Source organism: Pseudomonas quercus (assembly GCF_012033695.1).
Taxonomy (GTDB): Bacteria; Pseudomonadota; Gammaproteobacteria; order Pseudomonadales; family Pseudomonadaceae; genus Aquipseudomonas; species Aquipseudomonas quercus.
On sequence record NZ_JAAVJI010000011.1, the window covers coordinates 82,698 to 104,015 of the forward strand.

The 21,318-nt window shown below is 61.1% G+C and carries 26 protein-coding genes; 12 read left to right on the plus strand and 14 right to left on the minus strand.

What is annotated here, in order from left to right; genetic code table 11:
• Nucleotides 1-6: 6 nt before the first annotated feature.
• The 4 genes from HBH25_RS17020 (at nt 7) to dxs (ending at nt 3,647) form a co-directional block, all read left to right on the plus strand.
• Nucleotides 7-447: a DUF421 domain-containing protein gene (locus HBH25_RS17020; protein ID WP_168085138.1), complete on the plus strand. Its 441-nt coding sequence runs from the start codon at nt 7-9 to the stop codon at nt 445-447.
• Between the two features lie 70 nt (nt 448-517).
• Nucleotides 518-760: an exodeoxyribonuclease VII small subunit gene (locus HBH25_RS17025; RefSeq protein WP_168085216.1), complete on the plus strand. Its 243-nt coding sequence runs from the start codon at nt 518-520 to the stop codon at nt 758-760.
• A complete protein-coding gene (ispA, locus tag HBH25_RS17030) occupies nt 757-1,644 on the plus strand; it encodes a (2E,6E)-farnesyl diphosphate synthase (RefSeq protein ID WP_168085139.1) in 888 nt (295 codons plus the stop codon). The genes HBH25_RS17025 and ispA overlap by 4 nt, the downstream gene beginning before the upstream one ends.
• A 107-nt stretch (nt 1,645-1,751) precedes the next feature.
• Nucleotides 1,752-3,647: a 1-deoxy-D-xylulose-5-phosphate synthase gene (dxs, locus tag HBH25_RS17035; protein WP_168085140.1), complete on the plus strand. Its 1,896-nt coding sequence runs from the start codon at nt 1,752-1,754 to the stop codon at nt 3,645-3,647.
• 100 nt (nt 3,648-3,747) lie between these two features.
• Here dxs and ribA read toward each other — a convergent pair whose 3' ends face one another.
• From ribA to nrdR, 10 genes are all read right to left on the minus strand, one after another.
• Nucleotides 3,748-4,338: a GTP cyclohydrolase II gene (gene ribA, locus HBH25_RS17040; RefSeq protein ID WP_168085141.1), complete on the minus strand. Its 591-nt coding sequence runs from the start codon at nt 4,336-4,338 to the stop codon at nt 3,748-3,750.
• 123 nt (nt 4,339-4,461) lie between these two features.
• Nucleotides 4,462-5,244 (minus strand): substrate-binding periplasmic protein, encoded by a 783-nt coding sequence (locus HBH25_RS17045; protein WP_168085142.1) that lies wholly within the window; start codon nt 5,242-5,244, stop codon nt 4,462-4,464.
• Between the two features lie 39 nt (nt 5,245-5,283).
• Nucleotides 5,284-5,787: a phosphatidylglycerophosphatase A family protein gene (locus tag HBH25_RS17050; protein WP_168085143.1), complete on the minus strand. Its 504-nt coding sequence runs from the start codon at nt 5,785-5,787 to the stop codon at nt 5,284-5,286.
• Nucleotides 5,784-6,755 carry a thiamine-phosphate kinase gene (gene thiL / locus HBH25_RS17055; RefSeq protein WP_324616908.1) on the minus strand — a complete coding sequence of 324 codons (972 nt, stop codon included), beginning with the start codon at nt 6,753-6,755 and terminating at the stop codon, nt 5,784-5,786. The genes HBH25_RS17050 and thiL overlap by 4 nt, the downstream gene beginning before the upstream one ends.
• A gap of 4 nt (nt 6,756-6,759) precedes the next feature.
• Nucleotides 6,760-7,257 carry a transcription antitermination factor NusB gene (gene nusB, locus HBH25_RS17060; protein WP_168085145.1) on the minus strand — a complete coding sequence of 166 codons (498 nt, stop codon included), beginning with the start codon at nt 7,255-7,257 and terminating at the stop codon, nt 6,760-6,762.
• Nucleotides 7,254-7,730: a 6,7-dimethyl-8-ribityllumazine synthase gene (gene ribH / locus HBH25_RS17065; RefSeq protein WP_168085146.1), complete on the minus strand. Its 477-nt coding sequence runs from the start codon at nt 7,728-7,730 to the stop codon at nt 7,254-7,256. Before ribH ends, nusB begins: the two co-directional genes overlap by 4 nt.
• A gap of 82 nt (nt 7,731-7,812) precedes the next feature.
• A complete protein-coding gene (gene ribBA / locus HBH25_RS17070) occupies nt 7,813-8,904 on the minus strand; it encodes a bifunctional 3,4-dihydroxy-2-butanone-4-phosphate synthase/GTP cyclohydrolase II (RefSeq protein WP_168085147.1) in 1,092 nt (363 codons plus the stop codon).
• Nucleotides 8,905-8,921: 17 nt separating this feature from the next.
• Entirely contained in the window at nt 8,922-9,581 is a 660-nt protein-coding gene (locus HBH25_RS17075; protein ID WP_168085148.1) for a riboflavin synthase, read from the minus strand.
• 23 nt (nt 9,582-9,604) lie between these two features.
• The gene (gene ribD, locus HBH25_RS17080; protein ID WP_168085149.1) at nt 9,605-10,744 is read right to left on the minus strand and encodes a bifunctional diaminohydroxyphosphoribosylaminopyrimidine deaminase/5-amino-6-(5-phosphoribosylamino)uracil reductase RibD; all 1,140 of its coding nucleotides are present in this window, start codon (nt 10,742-10,744) and stop codon (nt 9,605-9,607) included.
• On the minus strand, nt 10,741-11,205 hold the full coding sequence (gene nrdR, locus HBH25_RS17085; RefSeq protein WP_168085150.1) for a transcriptional regulator NrdR: 465 nt from the start codon (nt 11,203-11,205) through the stop codon (nt 10,741-10,743). Before nrdR ends, ribD begins: the two co-directional genes overlap by 4 nt.
• Nucleotides 11,206-11,335: 130 nt before the next feature.
• Between nrdR and HBH25_RS17090 the strand changes: the two genes are divergently transcribed.
• From HBH25_RS17090 to trxA, 3 genes are all read left to right on the plus strand, one after another.
• Nucleotides 11,336-11,800 (plus strand): YbaY family lipoprotein, encoded by a 465-nt coding sequence (locus HBH25_RS17090; RefSeq protein ID WP_168085151.1) that lies wholly within the window; start codon nt 11,336-11,338, stop codon nt 11,798-11,800.
• Entirely contained in the window at nt 11,801-12,469 is a 669-nt protein-coding gene (locus tag HBH25_RS17095; RefSeq protein ID WP_168085152.1) for a class I SAM-dependent methyltransferase, read from the plus strand.
• A gap of 61 nt (nt 12,470-12,530) precedes the next feature.
• On the plus strand, nt 12,531-13,403 hold the full coding sequence (trxA, locus tag HBH25_RS17100; protein WP_168085153.1) for a thioredoxin: 873 nt from the start codon (nt 12,531-12,533) through the stop codon (nt 13,401-13,403).
• Here trxA and HBH25_RS17105 read toward each other — a convergent pair.
• Nucleotides 13,397-13,747 carry a hypothetical protein gene (locus tag HBH25_RS17105; RefSeq protein ID WP_168085154.1) on the minus strand — a complete coding sequence of 117 codons (351 nt, stop codon included), beginning with the start codon at nt 13,745-13,747 and terminating at the stop codon, nt 13,397-13,399. The two genes, trxA and HBH25_RS17105, sit on opposite strands and share 7 nt — an antisense overlap.
• A 113-nt stretch (nt 13,748-13,860) precedes the next feature.
• Between HBH25_RS17105 and HBH25_RS17110 the strand changes: the two genes are divergently transcribed.
• The 5 genes from HBH25_RS17110 to HBH25_RS17130 all read left to right on the plus strand — a co-directional run bounded on the left by HBH25_RS17110 (nt 13,861) and on the right by HBH25_RS17130 (nt 17,758).
• Entirely contained in the window at nt 13,861-14,445 is a 585-nt protein-coding gene (locus HBH25_RS17110; RefSeq protein WP_168085155.1) for a DUF2796 domain-containing protein, read from the plus strand.
• A 2-nt stretch (nt 14,446-14,447) separates the two neighbouring features.
• The gene (locus HBH25_RS17115) at nt 14,448-15,155 is read left to right on the plus strand and encodes an ATP-binding cassette domain-containing protein (RefSeq protein WP_168085156.1); all 708 of its coding nucleotides are present in this window, start codon (nt 14,448-14,450) and stop codon (nt 15,153-15,155) included.
• A complete protein-coding gene (locus HBH25_RS17120) occupies nt 15,155-16,420 on the plus strand; it encodes an ABC transporter permease (protein ID WP_168085157.1) in 1,266 nt (421 codons plus the stop codon). Before HBH25_RS17115 ends, HBH25_RS17120 begins: the two co-directional genes overlap by 1 nt.
• A gap of 36 nt (nt 16,421-16,456) precedes the next feature.
• Nucleotides 16,457-16,942, plus strand: coding sequence for a DUF3299 domain-containing protein (locus tag HBH25_RS17125; RefSeq protein WP_168085217.1), 486 nt, complete (start codon nt 16,457-16,459; stop codon nt 16,940-16,942).
• A 117-nt stretch (nt 16,943-17,059) separates the two neighbouring features.
• Entirely contained in the window at nt 17,060-17,758 is a 699-nt protein-coding gene (locus HBH25_RS17130) for an OmpW/AlkL family protein (protein WP_168085158.1), read from the plus strand.
• A 141-nt stretch (nt 17,759-17,899) separates the two neighbouring features.
• On the opposite strand, the gene HBH25_RS17135 is transcribed toward HBH25_RS17130, so the two are convergent.
• The 3 genes from HBH25_RS17135 to HBH25_RS17145 all read right to left on the minus strand — a co-directional run bounded on the left by HBH25_RS17135 (nt 17,900) and on the right by HBH25_RS17145 (nt 21,027).
• Nucleotides 17,900-18,838, minus strand: coding sequence for an NAD-dependent epimerase/dehydratase family protein (locus HBH25_RS17135; RefSeq protein WP_168085159.1), 939 nt, complete (start codon nt 18,836-18,838; stop codon nt 17,900-17,902).
• A complete protein-coding gene (locus HBH25_RS17140) occupies nt 18,831-19,715 on the minus strand; it encodes a sugar nucleotide-binding protein (RefSeq protein WP_168085160.1) in 885 nt (294 codons plus the stop codon). Before HBH25_RS17140 ends, HBH25_RS17135 begins: the two co-directional genes overlap by 8 nt.
• Before the next feature lie 139 nt (nt 19,716-19,854).
• Complete coding sequence (locus HBH25_RS17145) at nt 19,855-21,027, minus strand: HD-GYP domain-containing protein (protein WP_168085161.1); 1,173 nt, start codon at nt 21,025-21,027, stop codon at nt 19,855-19,857.
• Nucleotides 21,028-21,318 lie beyond the last annotated feature (291 nt).

The following is a 21,318-nucleotide window of genomic DNA, read 5'->3' on the forward strand; positions in this document are numbered from 1 at the left end:
CTTCCCATGGACGCGGCCCTGCGCGCAGGCGCGATGTACATCGCGCTGATCATCCTGTTCAAGATTGCTGGCCGCCGCTCGCTGATGGAGCTGACCACCTTCGACTTCGTTTTGCTGCTGATCATTGGTGAAGCGACCCAGCAAGCGCTATTAGGCGACGACTTTTCGTTCACTAACGCGGTACTGATCATCAGCACACTGATTGCCATGGATGTAGGGTTTTCGCTGGCCAAGCAACGGTTCAATGGCTTGGCGCGGTTCATGGATGACAGCGCCATGATTCTTGTGGAAAACGGCAAGCCCCTGAAAAAGCGCCTGGCCAAGGCACGCCTGACCGAGGATGACATCATGGAGAACGCTCGCGCCAATGAAGGCGTAGAGCGTATGGAAGATATCCGCTATGCGATCCTGGAGCGTAATGGCAGCATTTCCATCATCAAACACTAGCGTCGGTTTGCCCCCCTTGCCCCGCTCTGCTAACGTCGCGCGGTTGATCAAGACTGCCGAGACCGCCACCATGGCCCGAAAGAAAACCGCTCTGGACTTCGAGCAATCCCTTACCGACCTGCAAGCGTTGGTAGAGCGCCTGGAGAACGGGCAATTGTCTCTGGAAGATTCGCTCACTGCCTTCGAGCAAGGTATCGGCCTGACCCGTGATTGTCAGGACGCCCTGGCGGCGGCCGAGGTCAAGGTGCAGCAGTTGCTGGAGCGCGACGGGCAGTTGGTGGAAGCACCACTGGACGTGGACGACGCTCAATGATCGCGCGTTACCAGGCGCAGTGCCAGGCGCGGGTAGACGGGGCCCTCACCCTCTTGTTCGTGCCTCACCTGGCGGAGGTCGCCCGGCTGTATGAGGCTATGCGCTATAGCGTGATGAATGGCGGGAAACGCGTTCGTCCCTTGCTGGTGTACGGCGCCTGTGAAGCCTTGGGGGGCGAAGTGGCCAACGCTGATGGTGCAGCCTGTGCTGTAGAGCTCATTCATGCCTACTCACTGGTACACGACGATTTACCAGCCATGGACGATGACGACCTACGGCGTGGCCAGCCCACTACACACAAAGCCTTTGACGAAGCCTGCGCAATATTGGCCGGAGACGGATTGCAGGCGATGGCGTTCGCGGCATTGAGTGATATGGCCCTGGGCAGGCTAAGTGACGGCACCCGATTGCAGATGGTCCGCGCCCTTGCCCTGGGTGCAGGCCCTGCCGGAATGGTCGGAGGCCAAGCTATTGATCTGGGTTCGGTAGGGCTGAAGCTGGACCAGGCGGCCCTGGAGCAGATGCATCGGCACAAGACCGGTGCCTTGATTGAAGCAAGCGTCGTGTTGGGCGCACTGGCCAGTGAGCGTGCCAACGCGCAGAGCCTGAGTGCCTTGAAGGCCTATGCAGGCGCTGTGGGCTTGGCGTTCCAGGTGCAGGACGACATCCTTGACGTGGAAAGCGATACCGCAACGCTGGGCAAGCGCCAGGGGGCAGACATTGCCCGCGACAAGCCGACGTACCCTGCCCTGCTGGGCATGGACGTGGCCAAGGCCTATGCCCATGAGTTGCGTGACCAGGCGCTTCACGCCCTGCAGCCATTTTCGAGCAGCGCCGAACCGCTGCGGGCGCTGGCGCGCTATATCGTCGATCGTCGCAACTGACGGCCTGGCTTGCCCGCGGATGTGCTATCACGGGTGAGCCAGATTCCTACAGCTCTCCGCCTTAGGGTAAACTCTTTCCCTTTATGGCTTCCAAAACGATCCGCCTGATGCCTACGACGTTCCAAGAGATTCCCCGTGAGCGCCCGTCAACTCCGCTGCTAGACCAGGCTGATACACCGGCTGGGCTACGACGGCTGGGCGAAGCCGAGCTTGAAGGCCTGGCCGATGAACTGCGCCAGGACCTGCTCTATACCGTAGGGCAGACGGGCGGCCATTTCGGCGCCGGCTTGGGAGTGATTGAGCTGACCATCGCTCTGCACTATGTGTTCGACACACCCGAAGACCGCCTTGTATGGGATGTAGGCCATCAGGCTTACCCACACAAAATACTGACCGGTCGCCGGGAACGTATGCATAGCCTGCGTCAGAAAGACGGCCTTGCCGCATTCCCTCGCCGCAGTGAAAGCCCCTATGACACCTTTGGCGTAGGGCATTCCAGCACCTCCATCAGTGCCGCACTGGGCATGGCCATTGCCGCCCGCCTGCAAGGCAGCGAGCGCAAGGCTATCGCCGTGATCGGTGATGGCGCACTTACCGCAGGCATGGCGTTCGAAGCGCTCAACCATGCGCCTGAAGTCAACGCCAACATGCTCGTTGTGCTGAACGACAACGACATGTCCATTTCCCGCAACGTGGGCGGGTTGTCCAATTACCTGGCGAAAATCCTGTCCAGCCGCACCTATGCCAGCATGCGTGAAGGCGGAAAGAAGGTGTTGTCCCGCCTGCCAGGGGCTTGGGAAATCGCGCGCCGCACCGAGGAGTATGCCAAGGGCATGCTGGTGCCTGGTACGTTGTTCGAGGAGCTGGGCTGGAACTACATCGGGCCTATCGACGGGCATGATCTGCCTACCTTGATCGCCACGCTGCGCAACATGCGGGACCTCAAGGGCCCGCAGTTTCTTCACGTGGTCACCAAGAAAGGCAAGGGTTTTGGCCCAGCCGAGGCTGACCCGATCGGTTGGCACGCCATTACCAAGCTTGACCCCTTGGTGCCTGTGATAGCGCCGCCTAAAAAAGCAGCGGGGCCAAAGTACTCCGCCGTGTTCGGCCAGTGGCTCTGCGACATGGCAGCCGCAGATGCGCGCTTGGTGGGTATCACACCTGCAATGAAGGAAGGTTCGGACCTGGTAGCGTTCAGCGAGCGTTTCCCCGAGCGCTACTTTGACGTCGCCATTGCTGAGCAGCACGCGGTAACTCTTGCGGCAGGCCTGGCGTGCGATGGTATCAAGCCGGTGGTGGCGATCTACTCCACATTCCTGCAGCGGGGCTACGACCAACTGGTTCATGACGTGGCGGTACAAGGCCTGGATGTACTGTTCGCCATCGACCGTGCAGGCTTGGTAGGTGAAGATGGCCCTACCCATGCCGGCAGCTTCGACCTCTCGTTCCTGCGCTGCATACCCGGCCTGGTCATCATGGCACCCAGTGATGAAAACGAGCTGCGGCTGATGTTAAGCACGGGCTACCAGTACATGGGGCCGGCGGCCGTACGCTACCCCCGTGGCACCGGGCCGAACGCTGCACTAGCACCTGGGCTGGATACAGTAGAGATCGGCAAAGCCGTGGTACGCCGGCGCGGTAAGCGCGTAGCGATACTGGTATTCGGTGTGCAATTGACCGAGGCGTTGGCGGTGGCAGAACGCCTCGACGCTACAGTGGTGGACATGCGTTTTGTGAAGCCGCTGGACGAAGCCGTTATCCGCGAGATGGCTGGCCAGCACTCACTGATCGTCACTCTGGAAGAAAACGCCACCATGGGTGGGGCAGGTTCGGCCGTGGGAGAGTTCCTGGCAAGCCAGGGCCTGTGCGTACCCTTGCTGCACCTGGGGTTGCCGGACACCTATGTGGAACATGCCAAGCCCGCGCAAATGCTGGCTGAGTGCGGCCTGGACGAAGCTGGGATCGAAAAGGCCATTCAGGCGAGGCTACAGGCAGCGGGCTGAAGCTCGCTTCACAGCCCAGGGTTCACCCCTACACACGCAGGCGGCATTGCCTCCGCCAGCAAGTAGGGGCCCGCCTGCAAATAAACAAGGCTGCTTGAGTTCAATTGCCCATCATGTGCCCAAGCTTGCCAGCCTTGGTTGCCAGGTAGTACTTGTTGTGCGGGTTATGGCCCGTGTGCAACGGAACACGCTCGGCTACTTTGATGCCCATATCAGTCATGGCCTTCACCTTGCGAGGGTTATTGGTCATCAGCCGTAGTGAACTCACGCCCAAATGCGCCAGCATCGGCTGGCAGATTGTGTAATCCCGCTGGTCGGCGGCAAAGCCAAGGCGCTCGTTCGCTTCCACGGTATCGGCGCCTTGATCCTGCAACTCATAGGCACGGATCTTGTTCATCAGGCCAATGCCCCGTCCTTCCTGACGCAGGTACAGCAACACACCGCGGCCTTCCTGAGCAATGGCTTGCAAGGCAGCCTCCAATTGGGAGCCGCAGTCGCAGCGCTGGCTGAATAACGCATCGCCTGTTAGGCATTCGGAATGCACACGCCCAAGCACGGGCTGGCCATCGGCGATATCGCCCAGGCTGAGTACGACATGTTCACGCCCGGTGGCTTCCTCAAGAAACCCATGCATCGTGAAGGTTGCGAAGGGCGTAGGCAGTTTGGAAGCGGCGACAAAAGCGACTGGCACCTTGTGCTCCTATCTAAGTAGGGAAAATGTTAGTGGCCACTCTTTAAAGGTAGCGGCGCGCAGAGGATGTCACATTGTAACATCTGCGCCTGAAGGTGGCTTAGCCCGAATAGTTGACCTTACCTATCGATGCGCTCTATCAGCCCGGCCTTCGGTGTGCTTGGTGGGCTCTCGCTCAAAGGGGTAAGGCATTTTCCAGCGCTTGTAGATGGCTCGCAGCTGACCGTTGGCGACCAGTTCGTCCATACGCCGATCAAAGACGTCGCGCAATTCGCGACCCCTCTCGCTGTTTGTAAAACCCAGGTACAGCGGCAAGTCGATGAGGTGGGTCATTTTATAGGCCATAGGGTCTGGCGCTTGCTGCTGGATGTAATCCATTTCCTGCTCAGCATCGATGTAGTAGTCAGCACGGCCACGCTTGAGCATTTCAAGAATGCCGTCCCGCCGATGTATTTCCTCGTACTGTTTTGCCGATGGCAGGTAACGCTGGAACTCATAACCACGCACCCAGGCGAGGCGGTAGTCGCCCAGGCTGGTAGGGGTTGGCGCTGGCAGCCTGGCCAGGCTCAAAGCATAGATATGGTCAGTGTCGTAATGCCAGCGGGGGTATAGGCAGTTTTGCTCATCCTTGTAAGACCCCACCCAGGCATCGGCCTCACCACGCTGCACTAGGCCCACGGACCGAAGATAAGGCTCGATCCGCCATACCACTTCGTAGCCGGCTGGCTCGAAAATGATACGCATCAGGTCCCACCCCAGCCCGGTACCGTCAGCACCGGTGTAGTCCTCCCAGGCATCGCTGACAATGGCAACAGTGCCAGACGCCGGTACAGTCTTGGCCACCTGCGCGCTGACGAGCCCGGTGGCCAGCAGCCCGCACAACAATGACGCCACCCACTTGAACATTGCCTACTCCATTTGGCGCGATCCGTGTTTGTGCCAGGGTCAGGCCAATAACTGTACCAGCCCCTGCATTGCGAGCCAGGCAAAGACACCGGCAAGCACATCGTCCAGCATGATGCCGATGCCGCCATGCACATGCCGGTCGATCCAGCGGATGGGCCACGGCTTGAGAATATCGAAGAACCGGAATACCAGAAACCCTATAACCAGCCAGTACCAGCCCTCAGGCACCAGCCATAGGGTAATCCACATGCCGACCATTTCGTCCCACACGATGCCTTCATGATCATGCACACGTAGGTCATCGGCGACCTTGCCGCATAGCCAGAAGCCAAACAGCATGGTCAATCCCAGTACTAGCCAATACCCCCAATCGGGCAGCATCTGCCATAGTGGGATGAAAGGCAGCGCGACCAATGAACCCCAGGTACCTGGTGCCTTGGGCAAGGTACCCGAGCCAAAGCCGAACGCGAGAAAATGCCACGGATTGCGCCACACTGAAGGTGGCACAAACTCCGCAGGTACTTGGTTCGGATGGTCTGTCACGGTTGCTCCCGGAAATGTTGATAGCCCAGCTGGCGGGGCGTGATCTGTCGACCCCGTTCATCAAGCAGGCTTACGCCGCTGCCTGCCAGCGCCTTGCCGATCACGAAGGGCATGTGGCCCTGTAGACGCAATGCCTCAAGGTGCTGCGCGGGTAATGTGAACGCCAACCTGTAATCGTCGCCGCCACTGAGCGCCGCTTGCAAGGCAGCAGGCCTGCCAGCGAAGGCACACACGGCATCTGACAACGGTACGCTTGATTGTTCTATTTCAAGTGCTACGCCCGAAGCCGTCGCGATATGTCCACAATCGGCCAGCAAACCATCGGAAATATCCAGGGCAGCCGTTGCCAGGCCCCGTAGCGCCAGGCCCAAGGCAAATTGAGGTTGTGGTGCCCAATAGCGTTCAAGCAGCAGGTCGCTGATAGGCGTTACAGCGGTGCACTCGCCCAGAACCAGCGGCAAGGCACCTGCGGCCTCCCCTAGCGTTCCGCCCACACAGAGCAGGTCGCCAGGGCGAGCACCATGGCGGGTCAGCGCCTGGCCCACAGGTACACTGCCAAAAACAGTAAGGGTCAGGCTCAATGGCCCACGGGTGGTATCACCCCCTACCAGTTGCATGCCACACGCCAACGCCATGCTGTCCAGCCCTTCGGCGAAGGCCTGCAGCCATGCGGGGGCAACGGCTGGCAGTGTCAGTGCCAGGGTGAACCCAATCGGCGTCGCGCCCATGGCGGCCAGGTCGCTGGCCGCAACAGCAAGCGCTCGTTGCCCCAGCCGGTACGCAGGTGCGCCCTGTGGAAAATGCACACCTTCCACAAGGGTGTCGGTAGAGACGGCCAACTGTTCGCCTTCAGGTAGCGCAAGCAGCGCGCAATCGTCGCCGATACCCAAGGCCACGCCGTTAACAGCACGTGCGCAAGCTGCCGCCGCAAAGTAGTGGCGGATCAGCTCGAACTCCCCTAGTGCCACGGCCTCAGCGCTTGTGCGCTTTGACTTCGGGCGCGCGCAGGCGCGGCGCCAGCTTGTCCAGCACCCCATTGACGAACTTGTGACCGTCTGTGGCGCCGTAGATCTTGGCCAGCTCGATACCTTCGTTGATGACGACTCGGTAAGGCACGTCCACACGCTTGAGCAATTCGAACGTAGACAGGCGCAGCACCGCCAACTCGACCGGGTCCATTTCGTCTAGCGTCAGGTCCACGCAGGGTGCAAGGGCTTTGTCGATTTCGGTTTTGTTGGATGGTACGCCGTGCAGCAGCTCGCGGAAGTAGGCACCGTCCACGTCGCTGAAATCGTTGTCCACACGGAACTGCGCTTCGATTTCGTTAAGCGAGTGCCCGGCCAATTGCCATTGATACAAGGCTTGGGTGGCCATCTTGCGGGCCTCGCGGCGCTTCGCGGTCTTGCTTTTCGCTGCAGCAGGGTCCTTGGCTTCCCGAGGGTTGAACTGCTCGTTTTCGTCGTTGATCACTTGGCCTCCAACTGCGCCAGCAGGCTGACCATTTCCAGAGCGGACAAGGCCGCTTCGGCGCCTTTGTTGCCTGCCTTGGTACCGGAACGCTCGATGGCCTGCTCGATGGAGTCTACGGTGAGCACACCGAACGCCACGGGCACACCGAACTCCATGGACACCTGGGACAGGCCCTTGGTGCATTCGCCAGCCACGTATTCAAAATGCGGCGTGCCGCCACGAATGACTGCACCCAGTGCAATGATGGCGTCGAACTCGCTGCGCTGGGCTACCTTTTGTGCTACCAACGGGATTTCGAACGCGCCAGGGGCACGGATAACCGTGATATCGCTTTCATTGATGCCGTGGCGAACCAGTGCATCAACCGCACCGCTGACCAGGCTTTCCACAACAAAGCTGTTGAAGCGGCCAACTACCAGTGCATAGCGCCCTTGTGGGGCAATGAAGGTACCTTCGATGGTCTTCAGGGTCATTCGGCGGTCTCGTATTTAAAGAGCCAGGCCGCGTGAAGCGGCCTGTGGGTAAGTAAAGTCCAAAAACAGGCAAGGGGCCTGTTTATTCGGAGGGCACGTATTCTACAACTTCCAGATCGAATCCGGATATCGCGTTGTACTTCATTGGCGAACTCATCAGGCGCATCTTGCGCACGCCCAGATCGCGCAATATCTGCGAACCGGCACCGATGGTGCTGTAGGTAGTAAGGGCCTTGGGCGGCGCATGTTCGGTCACCTCACGGATATGCGCCAGCAAGCGGTCGCCATCGGGCGCATGCCCCAGCAACAGCACCACGCCTGCGCCTGCTTCAGCCACCCGGCTCATGGCTGCCCGCAGGCTCCAGCGCCCTGGCTGTTTCACCATGAGCAGATCACGGAGGGGGTCCATGTTGTGGACGCGCACCAGCGTAGGCTCCTCCCCCTGGATTTTCCCCAGGGTCAGGGCCATGTGCACATCGCCTTCGACCGAATCCCGGTAGGTCACCAGGTTGAACGGCCCCAGGTCGGTGTCCAGTGGCCGCTCAGACACCCTCGCTACGGTACGCTCGTGGATCATGCGGTAATGGATGAGGTCGGCGATGGTACCGATGCGAATCCCGTGTTCGGCTGCAAAGGTTTCCAGCTCAGCCCTGCGCGACATGGTGCCGTCATTGTTCATGATCTCGCAGATCACCCCCGCGGGCTCGAACCCGGCCATACGGGCCAGGTCACAGGCCGCTTCGGTATGCCCGGCACGTGCAAGTGTTCCCCCCGGCTGGGCCATCAGCGGGAAGATATGCCCTGGGCTGACGATGTCGTCGGCTACAGCGCCTCTGGCCGCAGCAGCCTGTACGGTCCGAGCCCTGTCTGCTGCGGAAATGCCCGTGGTCACGCCGGTGGCTGCTTCGATGGAGACGGTGAACTTGGTGCCGAAACCTGAACCATTGCGAGGGGCCATCAGTGGCAGCTTCAGGGTTTCACAACGCTCGCGGGTCATGGGCATGCAAATCAGGCCACAGGCAAACCGCGCCATGAAGTTGATGTGCTCGGCCTGGCAGCATTCGGCGGCCATGATCAGGTCGCCTTCGTTCTCGCGGTCTTCGTCATCCATAAGGATGACCATCTTGCCCTGGCGAATGTCTTCTACCAGCTCTTCAATCGTGTTGAGCGCCACGCGGCACCCCCTTGGTGTTATTTGAGGTAGCCATTGGCGGCAAGAAAGCCTTCGGTGATCCCGCCCTGCCCGGGCTCGGCGGCCTTGTCGCCCAGCAGCAGACGCTCCAGGTAACGGGCCAGCAGGTCGACTTCCAAGTTGACGCGGCGCCCTGGCCGGTAGTCAGCCATGACGGTTTCGGCCAGCGTGTGAGGCACGATGGTCAGCTCGAATTCGGCGCCATTGACGGCATTGACCGTCAGGCTGGTGCCGTCCACGGTAATGGACCCCTTGTGGGCGATGTACTTGGCCAGCTCCTTCGGGGCTCGCACGGTGAATTGCACAGCCCGGGCATTATCGCTACGGGCAACGACTTCACCTACGCCATCCACATGCCCACTGACCAGATGGCCACCCAGCCGGCTGCTAGGGGTAAGGGCTTTCTCCAGATTAACCGGGCTGCCAGCTTTCAAATCGTTGAAGGCGGTACAGTCCAGTGTTTCGCGACTTACATCAGCCCAGAAACCATCACCGGGCAGTTCCACGGCAGTGAGGCACACGCCATTGACGGCAATGCTGTCGCCCAGCTTCACATCGCCCAGGTCCAGCTTGCCGGTATGCACATGAACGCGCACGTCACCGCCCTTGGGCGTGAGGGCGCGGATGCTGCCAATGGATTCGATGATGCCGGTAAACATGAAAACCTCCGGGAAAACGGGAATTATACGGGGCGGGCTGGCGCTGGCACGGCAATGACCTGCCAGTCGTCGCCCACCGCTCGCATGTGCACAATCTTGAGCGCTGGTGCTTCGGCCATATGGGCCAGCGGCCAGTCCAGCAAAGGCCGTGCGCTGGACCCCATGAACAGGGCCGCCATAAACACGTGGTATTCATCTACCAGCCTCGCCTGCGCAAAGGCGCCCGCCAGGCGCGAGCCGGCCTCTACCAATACTTCGTTGGCGCCGCGCCGCGCGAGTTCACGCAATAACTGTGGCAGGGCTACGTGGCCGCCTGAACCGGGCAGTGCCAATAACTCAGCGCTGACCGCCTGATAGGCGGCAGAATCAGCCGGCGGCTGGGCACACACCACCAGCGATGGGCCCGCGGCGAAAAAAGGGGCTGTGGTGGGTACACGCAAGCGACCATCGACCAATACCCGCGTGGGGGACCGACTGGTTGCCAAGGCCGTTGCAGCTGGCGGCAGGCCCAGCTCAGCCGCTCGTACGGTCAAGCGCGCGCCATCGACCATGACCGTATCTGCGCCGGTAATAACCACACTGGAACGAGCCCGCAGGCGTTGAACCGCACGCCGGGCATCCGGCCCGGTAATCCATTGGCTCTCACCGTTGGCCATGGCCGTTCGGCCATCCAGGCTCATGGCCAGCTTGACCCGTACAAAAGGCAAGCCCTGTTCCATACGCTTGATGAAACCGGGGTTGACCGCGCGGGCCTCGGCCTCCAGCACGCCAGCCTGCACCGTGACACCGGCTGCAGCCAGCCGAGCCAACCCTTGACCGGCGACCTGGGGGTTCGGGTCCTGCATGGCGGCCACTACCCGGGTCACGCCGGCTGCCAGCAAGGCCTCTGCACAAGGCGGCGTACGGCCATAGTGGCTACAGGGTTCAAGGGTCACGTAGGCGGTCGCACCCCGAGCCGCTTCGCCGGCCTGCCGCAGCGCATGAACTTCGGCATGAGGTTCGCCCGCCCGTACGTGCCAGCCCTCGCCTACTGTTTCGTCACCGCGGGCGATGACACAGCCCACACGAGGGTTGGGGTCAGTGGAGTACAGGCCCTGCCGCGCCAGTTCCAGCGCGCGGGCCATGAAACGACGGTCCACGGCATCTTGGGTCACGCTGTTCATTTGGCAGCGGGCTCCCTAGCCAAGCGGTCCAGCTCTTCCCGGAATTCGTCTAGCGCCTGGAAGCGGCGATACACCGAGGCGAAGCGGATATAGGCTACTTCATCCAGCTTGCGCAGCTCGGCCATCACCCACTCGCCCACCACCATCGATTTCACTTCACGTTCTCCCGTGGCACGCAGTTGCCCCTTGATATGGCCCAGCGCAGCTTCGATCCGCTCGATGCTTACAGGCCGCTTTTCCAAGGCCCGCTGCATGCCTGCACGTAGCTTGTCTTCGTCGAAAGGCTGGCGGCTGCCGTCCTGCTTGATCAGCCGAGGCAGCACAAGCTCGGCGGTTTCAAAGGTGGTGAAGCGCTCGCCACAGGCCAGGCATTCGCGGCGGCGGCGGACCTGCTCGCCTTCTGCGACCAGTCGCGAATCAATGACTTTGGTGTCGTTGGCGGCACAGAAAGGACAGTGCATGGTGGCCGGTACGTTCTGGAAGGGAGAACAATGTTAGCGCATCGCCCGGCGCAGACACAGCCTTGGGTTTCAGGTATACAGGCCAGGCGCGATGACGCGCTGGTTTCATGCCTACAGGAACAGGCTTCCCATGACAGTACGTTCACTTGCCTTGCTCTGCTGCGTCGGCCTGCTTGCCGCCTGCTCCAGCGAGCCCACCAAGCCGCCACCCGCCCCCGCGCCTGCGGCAGCCAAGGCCCCCGCCCCGGATATACGCGACCCGGAGCCCCTTGGGCCTTTGCCCGCTTATCAGCGTGAACTCAGCGGCACCCTCACCCCCATTCCTCGTGGTGCCGAGGTGGAGCTGGCCCTGCTGGTCATAGACGAACGGGGCCGGCCTCAGCAACTGCTGGCCAATACCACACTGGCCGGTACGGGCCAGCCGCTGCCCTTCCGCCTGCGCTTCAACCCCGATGCGTTCCCTCAAAATGCTCGTGTTGAACTGCGCGGCCGCGCCAGCCAGTCTGGCCAGCTGATTCTACACCTCACGCCCAGGCAGATCGGCGGCCCTACAACGCAGCTGCTGGGTACGATGGAAATGACCAAGGCCCCTTGAATGCCCCTTGAACACCTGCATAGCGCCTTGGCTGAACTGCTCGGGGAGGCCCGGCTTGCGCAGGTGGCTCTGCCGGGTACAGCGCTGCATCTATGGTTGCTGGACCCCGCCAACCTGGACCGGCCTTTCAGCCGCGAGGAAACTCAGCGGGTATTGGACACACCGCCCTACTGGAGCTTCTGTTGGGCCAGTGGCCTGGCCCTGGCACGCTTCATCGCCCAGCACCCCTATTGGGTACAAGGCAAGCGGGTATTGGACTTCGGCGCCGGGTCAGGCGTGGCAGGCATCGCAGCAGCCCGTGCAGGGGCTGCCTGCGTAGTGGCGTGCGACCTGGACCCTATAGCCCTGGAGGCCTGCCGAGCCAATGCAGCGCTCAATCGCGTGACGCTTGAATACCGCGACAACGCTTTTTCTGCTGGCGACAGCTTCGACCTGGCCAGCTTCGACCTGATAGTGGCCGCCGATGTGTTGTACGACCGGGAAAACCTGCCGCTGCTGGCTGCCTTTCTGAAACGCGCCCCGCAGGCACTGGTGGCCGACTCTCGTATTCGAGACCTTAGCCACCCGTGCTATACCCGGCTGGCACACCTTCAGGCCATGACGCTGCCGGACCTGGCTGAACCTGAAGCGTTTCGCCAGGTAAGCCTGTACCACGGCCAGCGGCCGTGACTTTCAGCCGGCCACGGCAGCCATTATAGTGTCGCCAATCATGTCTTCTTCGAGAGTCACCATGAGTCAGGCCACCGCTTACATTTTCGATGCCACCGATGCGAACTTCCAGCAGGAGGTCATCGAAAAATCATTCGACCAGCCCGTATTGGTGGATTTCTGGGCCGACTGGTGCGCGCCCTGCAAGGCCTTGATGCCGGTGCTGGAAAAAATCACCGAGGGCTACCAGGGCGAGCTGCTGATGGCCAAGGTCAATTGCGACGTTGAACAGCAAGTGGTTGCCATGTTCGGTGTACGCAGCTTGCCTACCGTGGTGCTGTTCAAGGACGGCCAACCCGTGGATGGCTTCGCCGGTGCCCAACAGGAATCAGCCATCCGGGCCATGCTTGAACCTCATGTGGCCGAACCGGCTCCCGTGGCGGCCGATCCTTTTGAACAGGCTCAGGCATTGTTTGCAGAGGGCCACTACAGCGAGGCCGAAGCGGCCCTGCAAGGCCTGCTGAGCGCGGACAACAGCAACATGGCCGCCTTGATCCTGTATGCCCGTTGCCTGGCAGAGCGCAACGCGTTAACCGAAGCTGAAACCGTGCTGAACGCTGTGACCGGTGACGAACACAAGGCTGCATTGGCCGGGGCAAAAGCCCAATTGACCTTCCTGCGCCAGGCCGGCGACCTGCCGGATGCTGCAGACCTGAAAAGCCGCCTGGCCCAGAACCCTCAAGACGACGAAGCGGCCTACCAGCTGGCAATACGGCAACTGGCGCGCCAGCAATACGAGGGTGCCTTGGACGGCCTGCTCAAACTGTTCCAGCGCAACCGTAGCTACAATGAAGGCCTTGCGCACAAAACGCTGCTGCAGGTGTTCGACCTGCTGGGCAACGATCACCCCTTGGTCACCACCTACCGCCGCAAGCTGTTCGCTGCCCTTTACTGACCGCCTGCCCAGGTATAGAGCGGTGCGTCGGCGCCGCTCACTACCTGCACCTGATCACAGTGACGCAGCCGCACCAACAGCCGTTTGCCGGCTGCCGCATTCCCTGTCAGCCCTTCCAGTTGCTCGAACAACGCTGGCCCGCTGATCTGCCCGCTGGCCTTGACCAGCGCCAACGCGTTCTGCCACACAGCGTCGGTAGCGGCTGGGCGTGGCTCGGGCGCGGCAGGCGTAGCCACCACCTGTGTGTTATCCAGGGCGGCCTTCAGTTGCGCCCAATCACCCTCACCCATGTCTATGTTGAGGTCTATCGGCCACTGGCCGACCGTGCCCGTGATTCTGATCATGCATTCACCCTATAGCCCATGACAGCGACCTTAACATGAAGCTTCGAAGCAAACCCTAGCCGGAGAGGTAAAGCCGTTATAACATAACCAAATACCTCTAATGGATCTTTCCCATGCGCCACGCCCTGCTCGCCCTCTCCCTCTCACTATTGCCCGCCTTGGCACACGCTGCCACTGAGCCTGCTCATGCCCATGCCACGCTGGCGCCCCATGAGCACGGCACCGCGCGACTGGATGTTGCCCTAGACGGCCAAACCCTTGCCTTGGACCTGGACAGCCCCGGCATGAACCTGGTGGGGTTCGAGCACGCACCTAGCACCGACGCCGACCGTGCCGCTATTGCGAAGGCACATGAACAGCTGGCAGCACCCGCTCAATTGTTCAACCTGCCCCCGGCCGCCAAGTGCAGCGCCACGCACCAGGAGCTGATTAGCCCACTGTTCGGTAACGCTGCTGTAGAACCTGCTGACCATGACCATGACGATGAAGATGATGGCGACGGCCATCACCACGATCACAGCGATGTCGACGGGCACTTCCAGTTCACCTGCGAGCACCCTGAGGCGTTGAAGCGCCTGGACTTGAGCCGCTTCTTCACCACCTTCCCTGCGACCCATAAAGTGCTGGTGCAGGCCATTACCGCCAATGGCCAAGTGGGCGTTGAAGCGACACCTGACAACAGCACATTGGTGTTCTGAACATGGCGGCTGCGTTGATCGAACTGCACAACCTGGGTTATGCCTGGCCAGGGCAGCCGGAGTTGCTCGACCTGCCTGCCCTTGAGCTAGGCACAGGTGAAAGCCTGTTCTTGCGCGGCCCCAGCGGCAGTGGCAAAACCACGCTGCTGGGGTTGCTTGGCGGCGTTCAACTGCCTGATCGAGGGCAGGTACGGCTGCTGGGCCAGGACCTGGCTCAGCTTCGCCAAGGGGCGCGCGACCGTTTTCGGGTGGACCACACCGGGTACATCTTTCAGCAGTTCAACCTCCTGCCTTTTCTGTCGGTTCGCGACAACGTACGCCTGCCGTGTCGCTTCTCCACCCTTCGCCTGGCCCGCGCGCAGCATCGCCACGGCAGCCTTGAGAAGGCCACCGATACGTTGCTGGAGCGGTTAGGCCTGCCCACCTCGCTGTTTGACCGGCGCGCCGATGCCTTGTCCATCGGCCAGCAGCAGCGTGTTGCCGCTGCCCGCGCCCTGATTGGCCAGCCCGAACTGGTGATTGCCGACGAGCCGACATCGGCACTGGACAGTGATGCACGGGAAGCCTTCCTGCGCCTGCTGTTTGAAGAATGCCAGGCGGGCGGTGCTGGCCTACTGTTCGTAAGCCACGATCAGAGTCTGGCACCGTTGTTCGACCGGGCTGAATCCCTCATGGACCTGAACCGCGCTACGCGCGCCCGGGAGGCCTGATGCCGTTACTACGCCTTGCGCTGGCAAGCCTGGCCAACCGCCGCTTCACCGCCGCACTGACCGCCTTCGCCATTGCAGTTTCCGTGTGCCTGTTGCTGGCTGTAGAGCGCGTTCGCACCGAGGCGCGGGCGAGCTTTGCCAGCACCATCAGCGGTACGGACCTTGTCATCGGCGCCCGATCCGGCTCGATCAACCTGCTGCTGTATTCGGTATTCCGCATCGGCAACGCCACGAACAACATTCGCTGGAGCAGTTTCGAACACTATGCCCAAGACCCACGAGTAAAGTGGGCCATTCCAATTTCACTGGGCGACTCCCACCGGGGTTACCGCGTGATGGGCACCGATCACACTTACTTCGAGCATTACCACTATGGCCATGGCCAGGCCCTTGAACTGGCGCAAGGCCGTGCCTTCGCCGACGATCCGTTCGAAGTGGTACTGGGGGCCGAGGTTGCCGACGCCCTCCATTACAGTTTAGGCGATCATTTGGTACTGGCCCATGGTGTCGCCACCATCAGCTTGGTCAAGCATGACGACAAACCCTTCACGGTGGTAGGCATTCTCAAGCGTACGGGCACCCCTGTTGACCGCACGCTGCATATCAGCCTGGGCGGTATGGAGGCGATTCATGTGGACTGGCACAACGGCATGCCAGCACGAGGCGCCGAACGCATCAGCGCGGCCCAGGCACGCACCATGGACCTTACGCCCAAGGCGATCACGGCCATGCTGATCGGCCTCAAGAACCGGGTGACCACCTTTGCCTTGCAGCGAGAGGTGAACGACTACCTGGACGAACCGTTATTGGCCATTCTGCCAGGCGTGGCCTTGCAGGAGCTGTGGAGCCTGATGGGTACGGCAGAGCAGGCATTGTTCGTTGTGTCGTTGTTTGTAGTGCTCACCGGTTTGATTGGCATGCTGACGGCCATTCTCACCAGCCTCAATGAGCGACGGCGGGAAATGGCTATTCTTCGCTCAGTGGGTGCGAGGCCTTGGCAGATCGCTGTGTTACTGGTTGCAGAGGCCGGCGCGTTGGCGGCAGCGGGCATCGTGGCCGGCGTAGCGCTGCTGTATGTGAGCATCGCCTGCGCGCAGGGTTATGTGCAGGCTAGCTATGGTTTATACCTGCCACTTACGTTACCCAGCGCCTATGAATGCGCGTTACTGGGGCTGGTATTCGGCGCTGCCCTCCTGATCGGGGCCATTCCTGCCTGGCGGGCCTACCGGCAATCGTTGGCTGATGGCCTGACGGTCCATCTCTAGGAGCTATCTGTGCGCACCCTATTGCTAGCCTTGCTAATGGCCGTAAACACGGCCTATGCCGAACCGATTCGTGTATTGACTTGGGAGGCGTTGGTACCGCCAGACGCACCAAAAATCGCCCCGGTGCTCACCCCCATGCATGACCTCTCCAAATTAGGCACAGGGCTGGCCGAAGCAGCCCCAGCCGCCCACCAGCTTGCTCCCCATTCACCGGTGGTGAAGGCTTTGAATGGCCAACTCGTCAGGTTGCCCGGCTACATCGTACCGCTGGAGGTCAACGAAGAAGGGCGCACCACGGACTTTCTACTGGTGCCCTACTACGGCGCCTGCATCCATGTGCCCCCTCCGCCTTCCAACCAGATCGTTCATGTGACCAGTGAGCTGGGCGTGAAGGTAGAGGAGTTGTACCAGCCCTACTGGATCGAAGGCCCGATGCAGGTCAAGGCCAGTAGCAGCGAGCTGGCCGAAGCGGGCTACCAGATGGAGGCAGAAAAGATTTTTGCCTACGAACTACCGGACTAGAGCACTTGGTGCGACACAGCGCCGCAGACAGTGATAGTGCCGTTATTGATCTGGATCAATAGTCGGCGAGGGATGGGCGTTCAGGATTGAACTCATTCGCCTACCCATGGAGCTGTCATGAAAACGTCTGCCATCAGTGCCGCTGTACTTGCCCTGGCACTGGCTACCCCCACCGCCTTCGCCCATCAGGCCGGGGACTTCATCATCCGCGCTGGCGCCGCAAGGGTGTCACCTGCCGAGGACAGCGGCGAGCTCAAGCTCGATGGCGCGCGTATCAGTGGCACCAAGGCTACACTTGATGGCGACACCCAATTGGGCCTGGCCTTCGCTTACATGCTGACCGACTACGTAGGCATCGAACTGCTGGCCGCCACGCCTTTCCAGCACAGGGTTGGCGTTAAAGGTATCAGCAACGCGACAGGCATCGACGGGCTGGATGGCAAGCTGGGCGATATCAAACAACTACCCCCTACCCTGTCCCTCCAGTATTACCCCATGGCCCCTACGTCGCGCTTTCAGCCTTACGCCGGGGTTGGCGTGAACTATACGATGTTCTTCGATGAGGACCTGAGCAGCGAACGCAAGACTCAAGGCTTCAGCCACCTCAAGCTGCAGGACTCCATTGGCCTGGCTGGCCAGGTAGGCCTGGACTACATGCTGACCGACCACCTGATGTTCAACGCTGCCGTGTGGTATGCCGACATCAATACCAAGGCCAGTGTGGATGGCCCGACAGCCTTGGGCGTAGGCCGTACCAAGGTGAACGTGGACGTAGACCCCTGGGTGTATATGGTGGGGCTAGGGTACAAGTTTTAATATCGGCGCCTTCGCCAGCAACCACATGCACCCTGTCGTATATGGCCTGTAGACCCGGCCGGAGCCAAAGGCGGAGGCCGGGAAGCACTGGAACTTACCAGAACCTACCGGGACCTACCGGAACCTACCGGGACCTACCTGTCAGCGGCTCCCATCATCCAGCAAGCGCCGCAGTCCCGTTTCCAGCGGGGTTGTGTCGCCTAGCGTAAACTGCGCCAGCAGCCGCGCGTTGTTGGCGCGTGAATGCCGAATATCCCCCGCCCTGGCCGGCTGATAGGTGATCGCTGGCAGCCCGCCCACTACCGTGCCTAGCGCCTCCAGCAACTGGTTGAGTGATGTGGCGTGGTTCAACCCTACGTTGAAGGGCCCCTCTGGTGCGCTTGAGGCCTCCAAGGCCTGCACCATCAAGCCAACCAGGTCTTCCACATAGAAAAAATCACGGGTCTGCTCGCCGTCCCCAAATACAGTAATCGGCAAACCGGCCTGTGCGCGCTGGGCGAAAATGCTGATCACGCCTGAATAAGGTGAAGAGGGATCCTGGCGAGGGCCATAGATATTGAAGAACCTAAACACCACCGGCTCCAGGCCGTGCTCACGCCGGTAGAAATCCAGGTAGTGCTCGCTGGCCAGCTTGTCGGCGGCATAAGGGGTCAGGGGTGCCTTGGTAACGGCTTCATCAATCGCCTCGCCCTCGCCGTTATTGCCGTAGATGGCGGCGCTGGATGCGAACAGCACACGGCGAACCTGGCTAGCCCGCAACGCCTCACACAGGTTCAGCGTGGTCACGAAATTGCTTTGATGCGTTGCTACAGGGTCTTCCACCGACGCTTGTACCGACGCCACCGCCGCCAGGTGCACGGCAGCCCCACAACCTTGCGTGGCCTGTGCAAGCAGCGCCGTATCGGCAGCATCACCCACGTACAACTGCAGGTGTGGATGCCCCAACGGGAGGTTTTCACGCTTGCCTGTGGACAGGTTGTCCAGCACACGTACGGCATAGCCGCGCGCCAATAGCGCGTGGACCAAGTGGGAACCAATGAAACCGGCACCGCCGGTAATCAGAATGGGGCGATCAGCCATGGCGGTAATACCGGTCCAGCAGGGTCGGCAGGCCGGCGCGCCAGGCGCGTGGCTTGATGCCGAACGTATGTAGGATTTTCTTGCAGGCCAGCACAGCGTGCTGGGGTTCTTCTGCAGCGTCGGCACGGGCGGCGTGTGCCTGTGGGGTCGGCGCCCGGACGCTCAAGGCACGCAACCCGGCCGCCTCGGCCAGAATGGCCTGGCCAAGTGCGACCGCGGTGGTGGCCTCATTGCCGGCGTAGTGGTACGTCCCCCATAACGGCGCAGCGCAATCAAGCTGCTTGATAACGGAGAGCACCACGCGCGCCGCATCATCGATAGGTGTGGGGTTGCCACGGCGGTCATCCGCCAGTCGTACTTCGCTGGCTGTTTCCGCGCGTTTCAGGAAGCGGCCCAGCAAGCCATCGGCGCTGTCATCAAGCAACCAGCCAAAGCGTAGCAGCACGTGCTGAGGGCAGATGGCGCGTACGCTCTGCTCGATACGCCACAAGGCCTGGCCGCGTACCCCCAAGGGAAGCGGCTCGTCCTTTTCGCTGTAGGCGGTAGCACGGGCGCCGTCGAATACTCGATAGCTAGAGGGCTGGATCAATACGATGCCGTGGTGCTGACACAATTCGGCCAGGCGCTCCACCGCTCGCTCCTGCGCGGCAAGCTGTGATTCACTCACCTGCGCGGCCTGAAACCAGTCATGGTAATAGGCAAGGTTTACCAGCGCATCCGGGCGGGTATCGTCGAGCAATTGGGTCAGGCTGGAAGCGTCCCAGACGGTATCCGGGGGGCGGGGGGCCAGGAAGCCGATGTCTTCCTCGGCACCTTGGCGAATCAGCGCTTGACCAAGGGCGCTACCGCCGCCCAACAGCATTAGGCGCATTCGCATAGAGTTAGCAGGTCCAATCCGAAGTGTTCAGCGCATGGCCAAGCCATCGCAGGACTGGCCATTTTGCGTGTTTATTGGTCGTTAGTCACCCTGTAGGCAAAGTTTCCCCTGCCTCCCCTCCCTCCACGCTTCGGTGGCGTCAGGCAGGTAGGCCTGACCACGCTTGATCCATATCTGACAGCCCCCAATCCTGGGCCAGTTCTATACGCACAATGCGGTCCTCTCCTGTGGACAGATCAATGCACGTGGTGCTCAGCCGCCGGCGCTGTTTGCAGTCAAGCACCACGGCTACCTTGGGCGCCAGCAGGGCGCCATCGTTCTGGTCTATGACCACTGCCAGGCGGTCACTGCGCAAGCGGACCAAAGCGCCAATGGGGTAGATGCCGACTGTACGCACGAAGGCCTGGAACAAGTGCCCATCAAAATGCCCCTTCCAAGACGCCATTTCCTTGAGTGAATGGGCAGGGCCCCATGCCCTTTTGTAGGGGCGAGCCGAAGTGACGGCATCGTAGACGTCACAAATGGCAGCCATGCGGGCCATCGGGCTGATAGCCTCGCCGGCCAAGCCGTGGGGGTACCCCGTGCCGTCAAATTTTTCGTGGTGATGCAGGCACACGTCGATGGCCGCCACACTGAGAAAACCACTGCGGCGCAGGATGTCCAGGCCGCTTACCGGGTGCGCACGCACTACCGCGAACTCTTCATCGGTGAGCCGGCCAGGCTTATTGAGAATTTCCAGCGGGATGGCCATCTTGCCAATGTCGTGCAACAGCCCGGCGGTGCCTGCCTCCAATACCATGGCATCAGGCCAGCCCAGCTGACGCGCCAGCGCCACCATCAGCCCACATACGGCTACCGAATGCAGATAGGTGTATTCATCCACCGTTTTCAGGCGCGCCAGGCTAATCAAAGCGTGAGGGTGGCGCATGACCGACTCGGCAATTTCTTCCACTACGGCGCGTGAGCGATCACTGCTAATGGCCTGGCCCAGGCGAGCATCATTGAACATGCTAGCCACGGCGCGTTTGGCGCGGGCACATACTTCAACGGCCTGCTCCACTTCGGCCTGCAGGCTTTGTCCAGCCAGTACAGACAGTGCTGGCGCTGGTGCTGGCGCCTCTAGCGGCACGTCCAAGCCCCTGGCAGTGTCGATAAGCACTTCAGTCATGCCGGACCCACGGATGCGCTCCAGGTCTACAGGGTGCTGGATCTTGAACCCCACTTTCCAGAGAGACTGCGTGATGCCATCGCCTAGGGCTTCATGCAGAAACATGCCGACGGCTAAATCCGTAACTGAAATTTTTCGAATCATACTATGCACCCCATGGTGCCTTCACTTTAACGGCAAAAGACATCATTTTGCCACTATTTATGCTTTGCCGCGCCTCACGTCAAGGTGCGTAGCGGGGCACGGCGCCATAATCCGCTCAACGGCCTGCGCGCTTGATGTCGATTCACTCCCGTGTCATCGGCCGATGGTTGGAGGGCATTACCACCTCGTCAAGAGTGGTCGGGCCAATGTAGGCCGCCCAATTGTAGATTTTCACAGTGCCGCCAGCCGCGTGCGCCAGGGCGCCGAGAAGAACGACGGGCAAACAGAGCA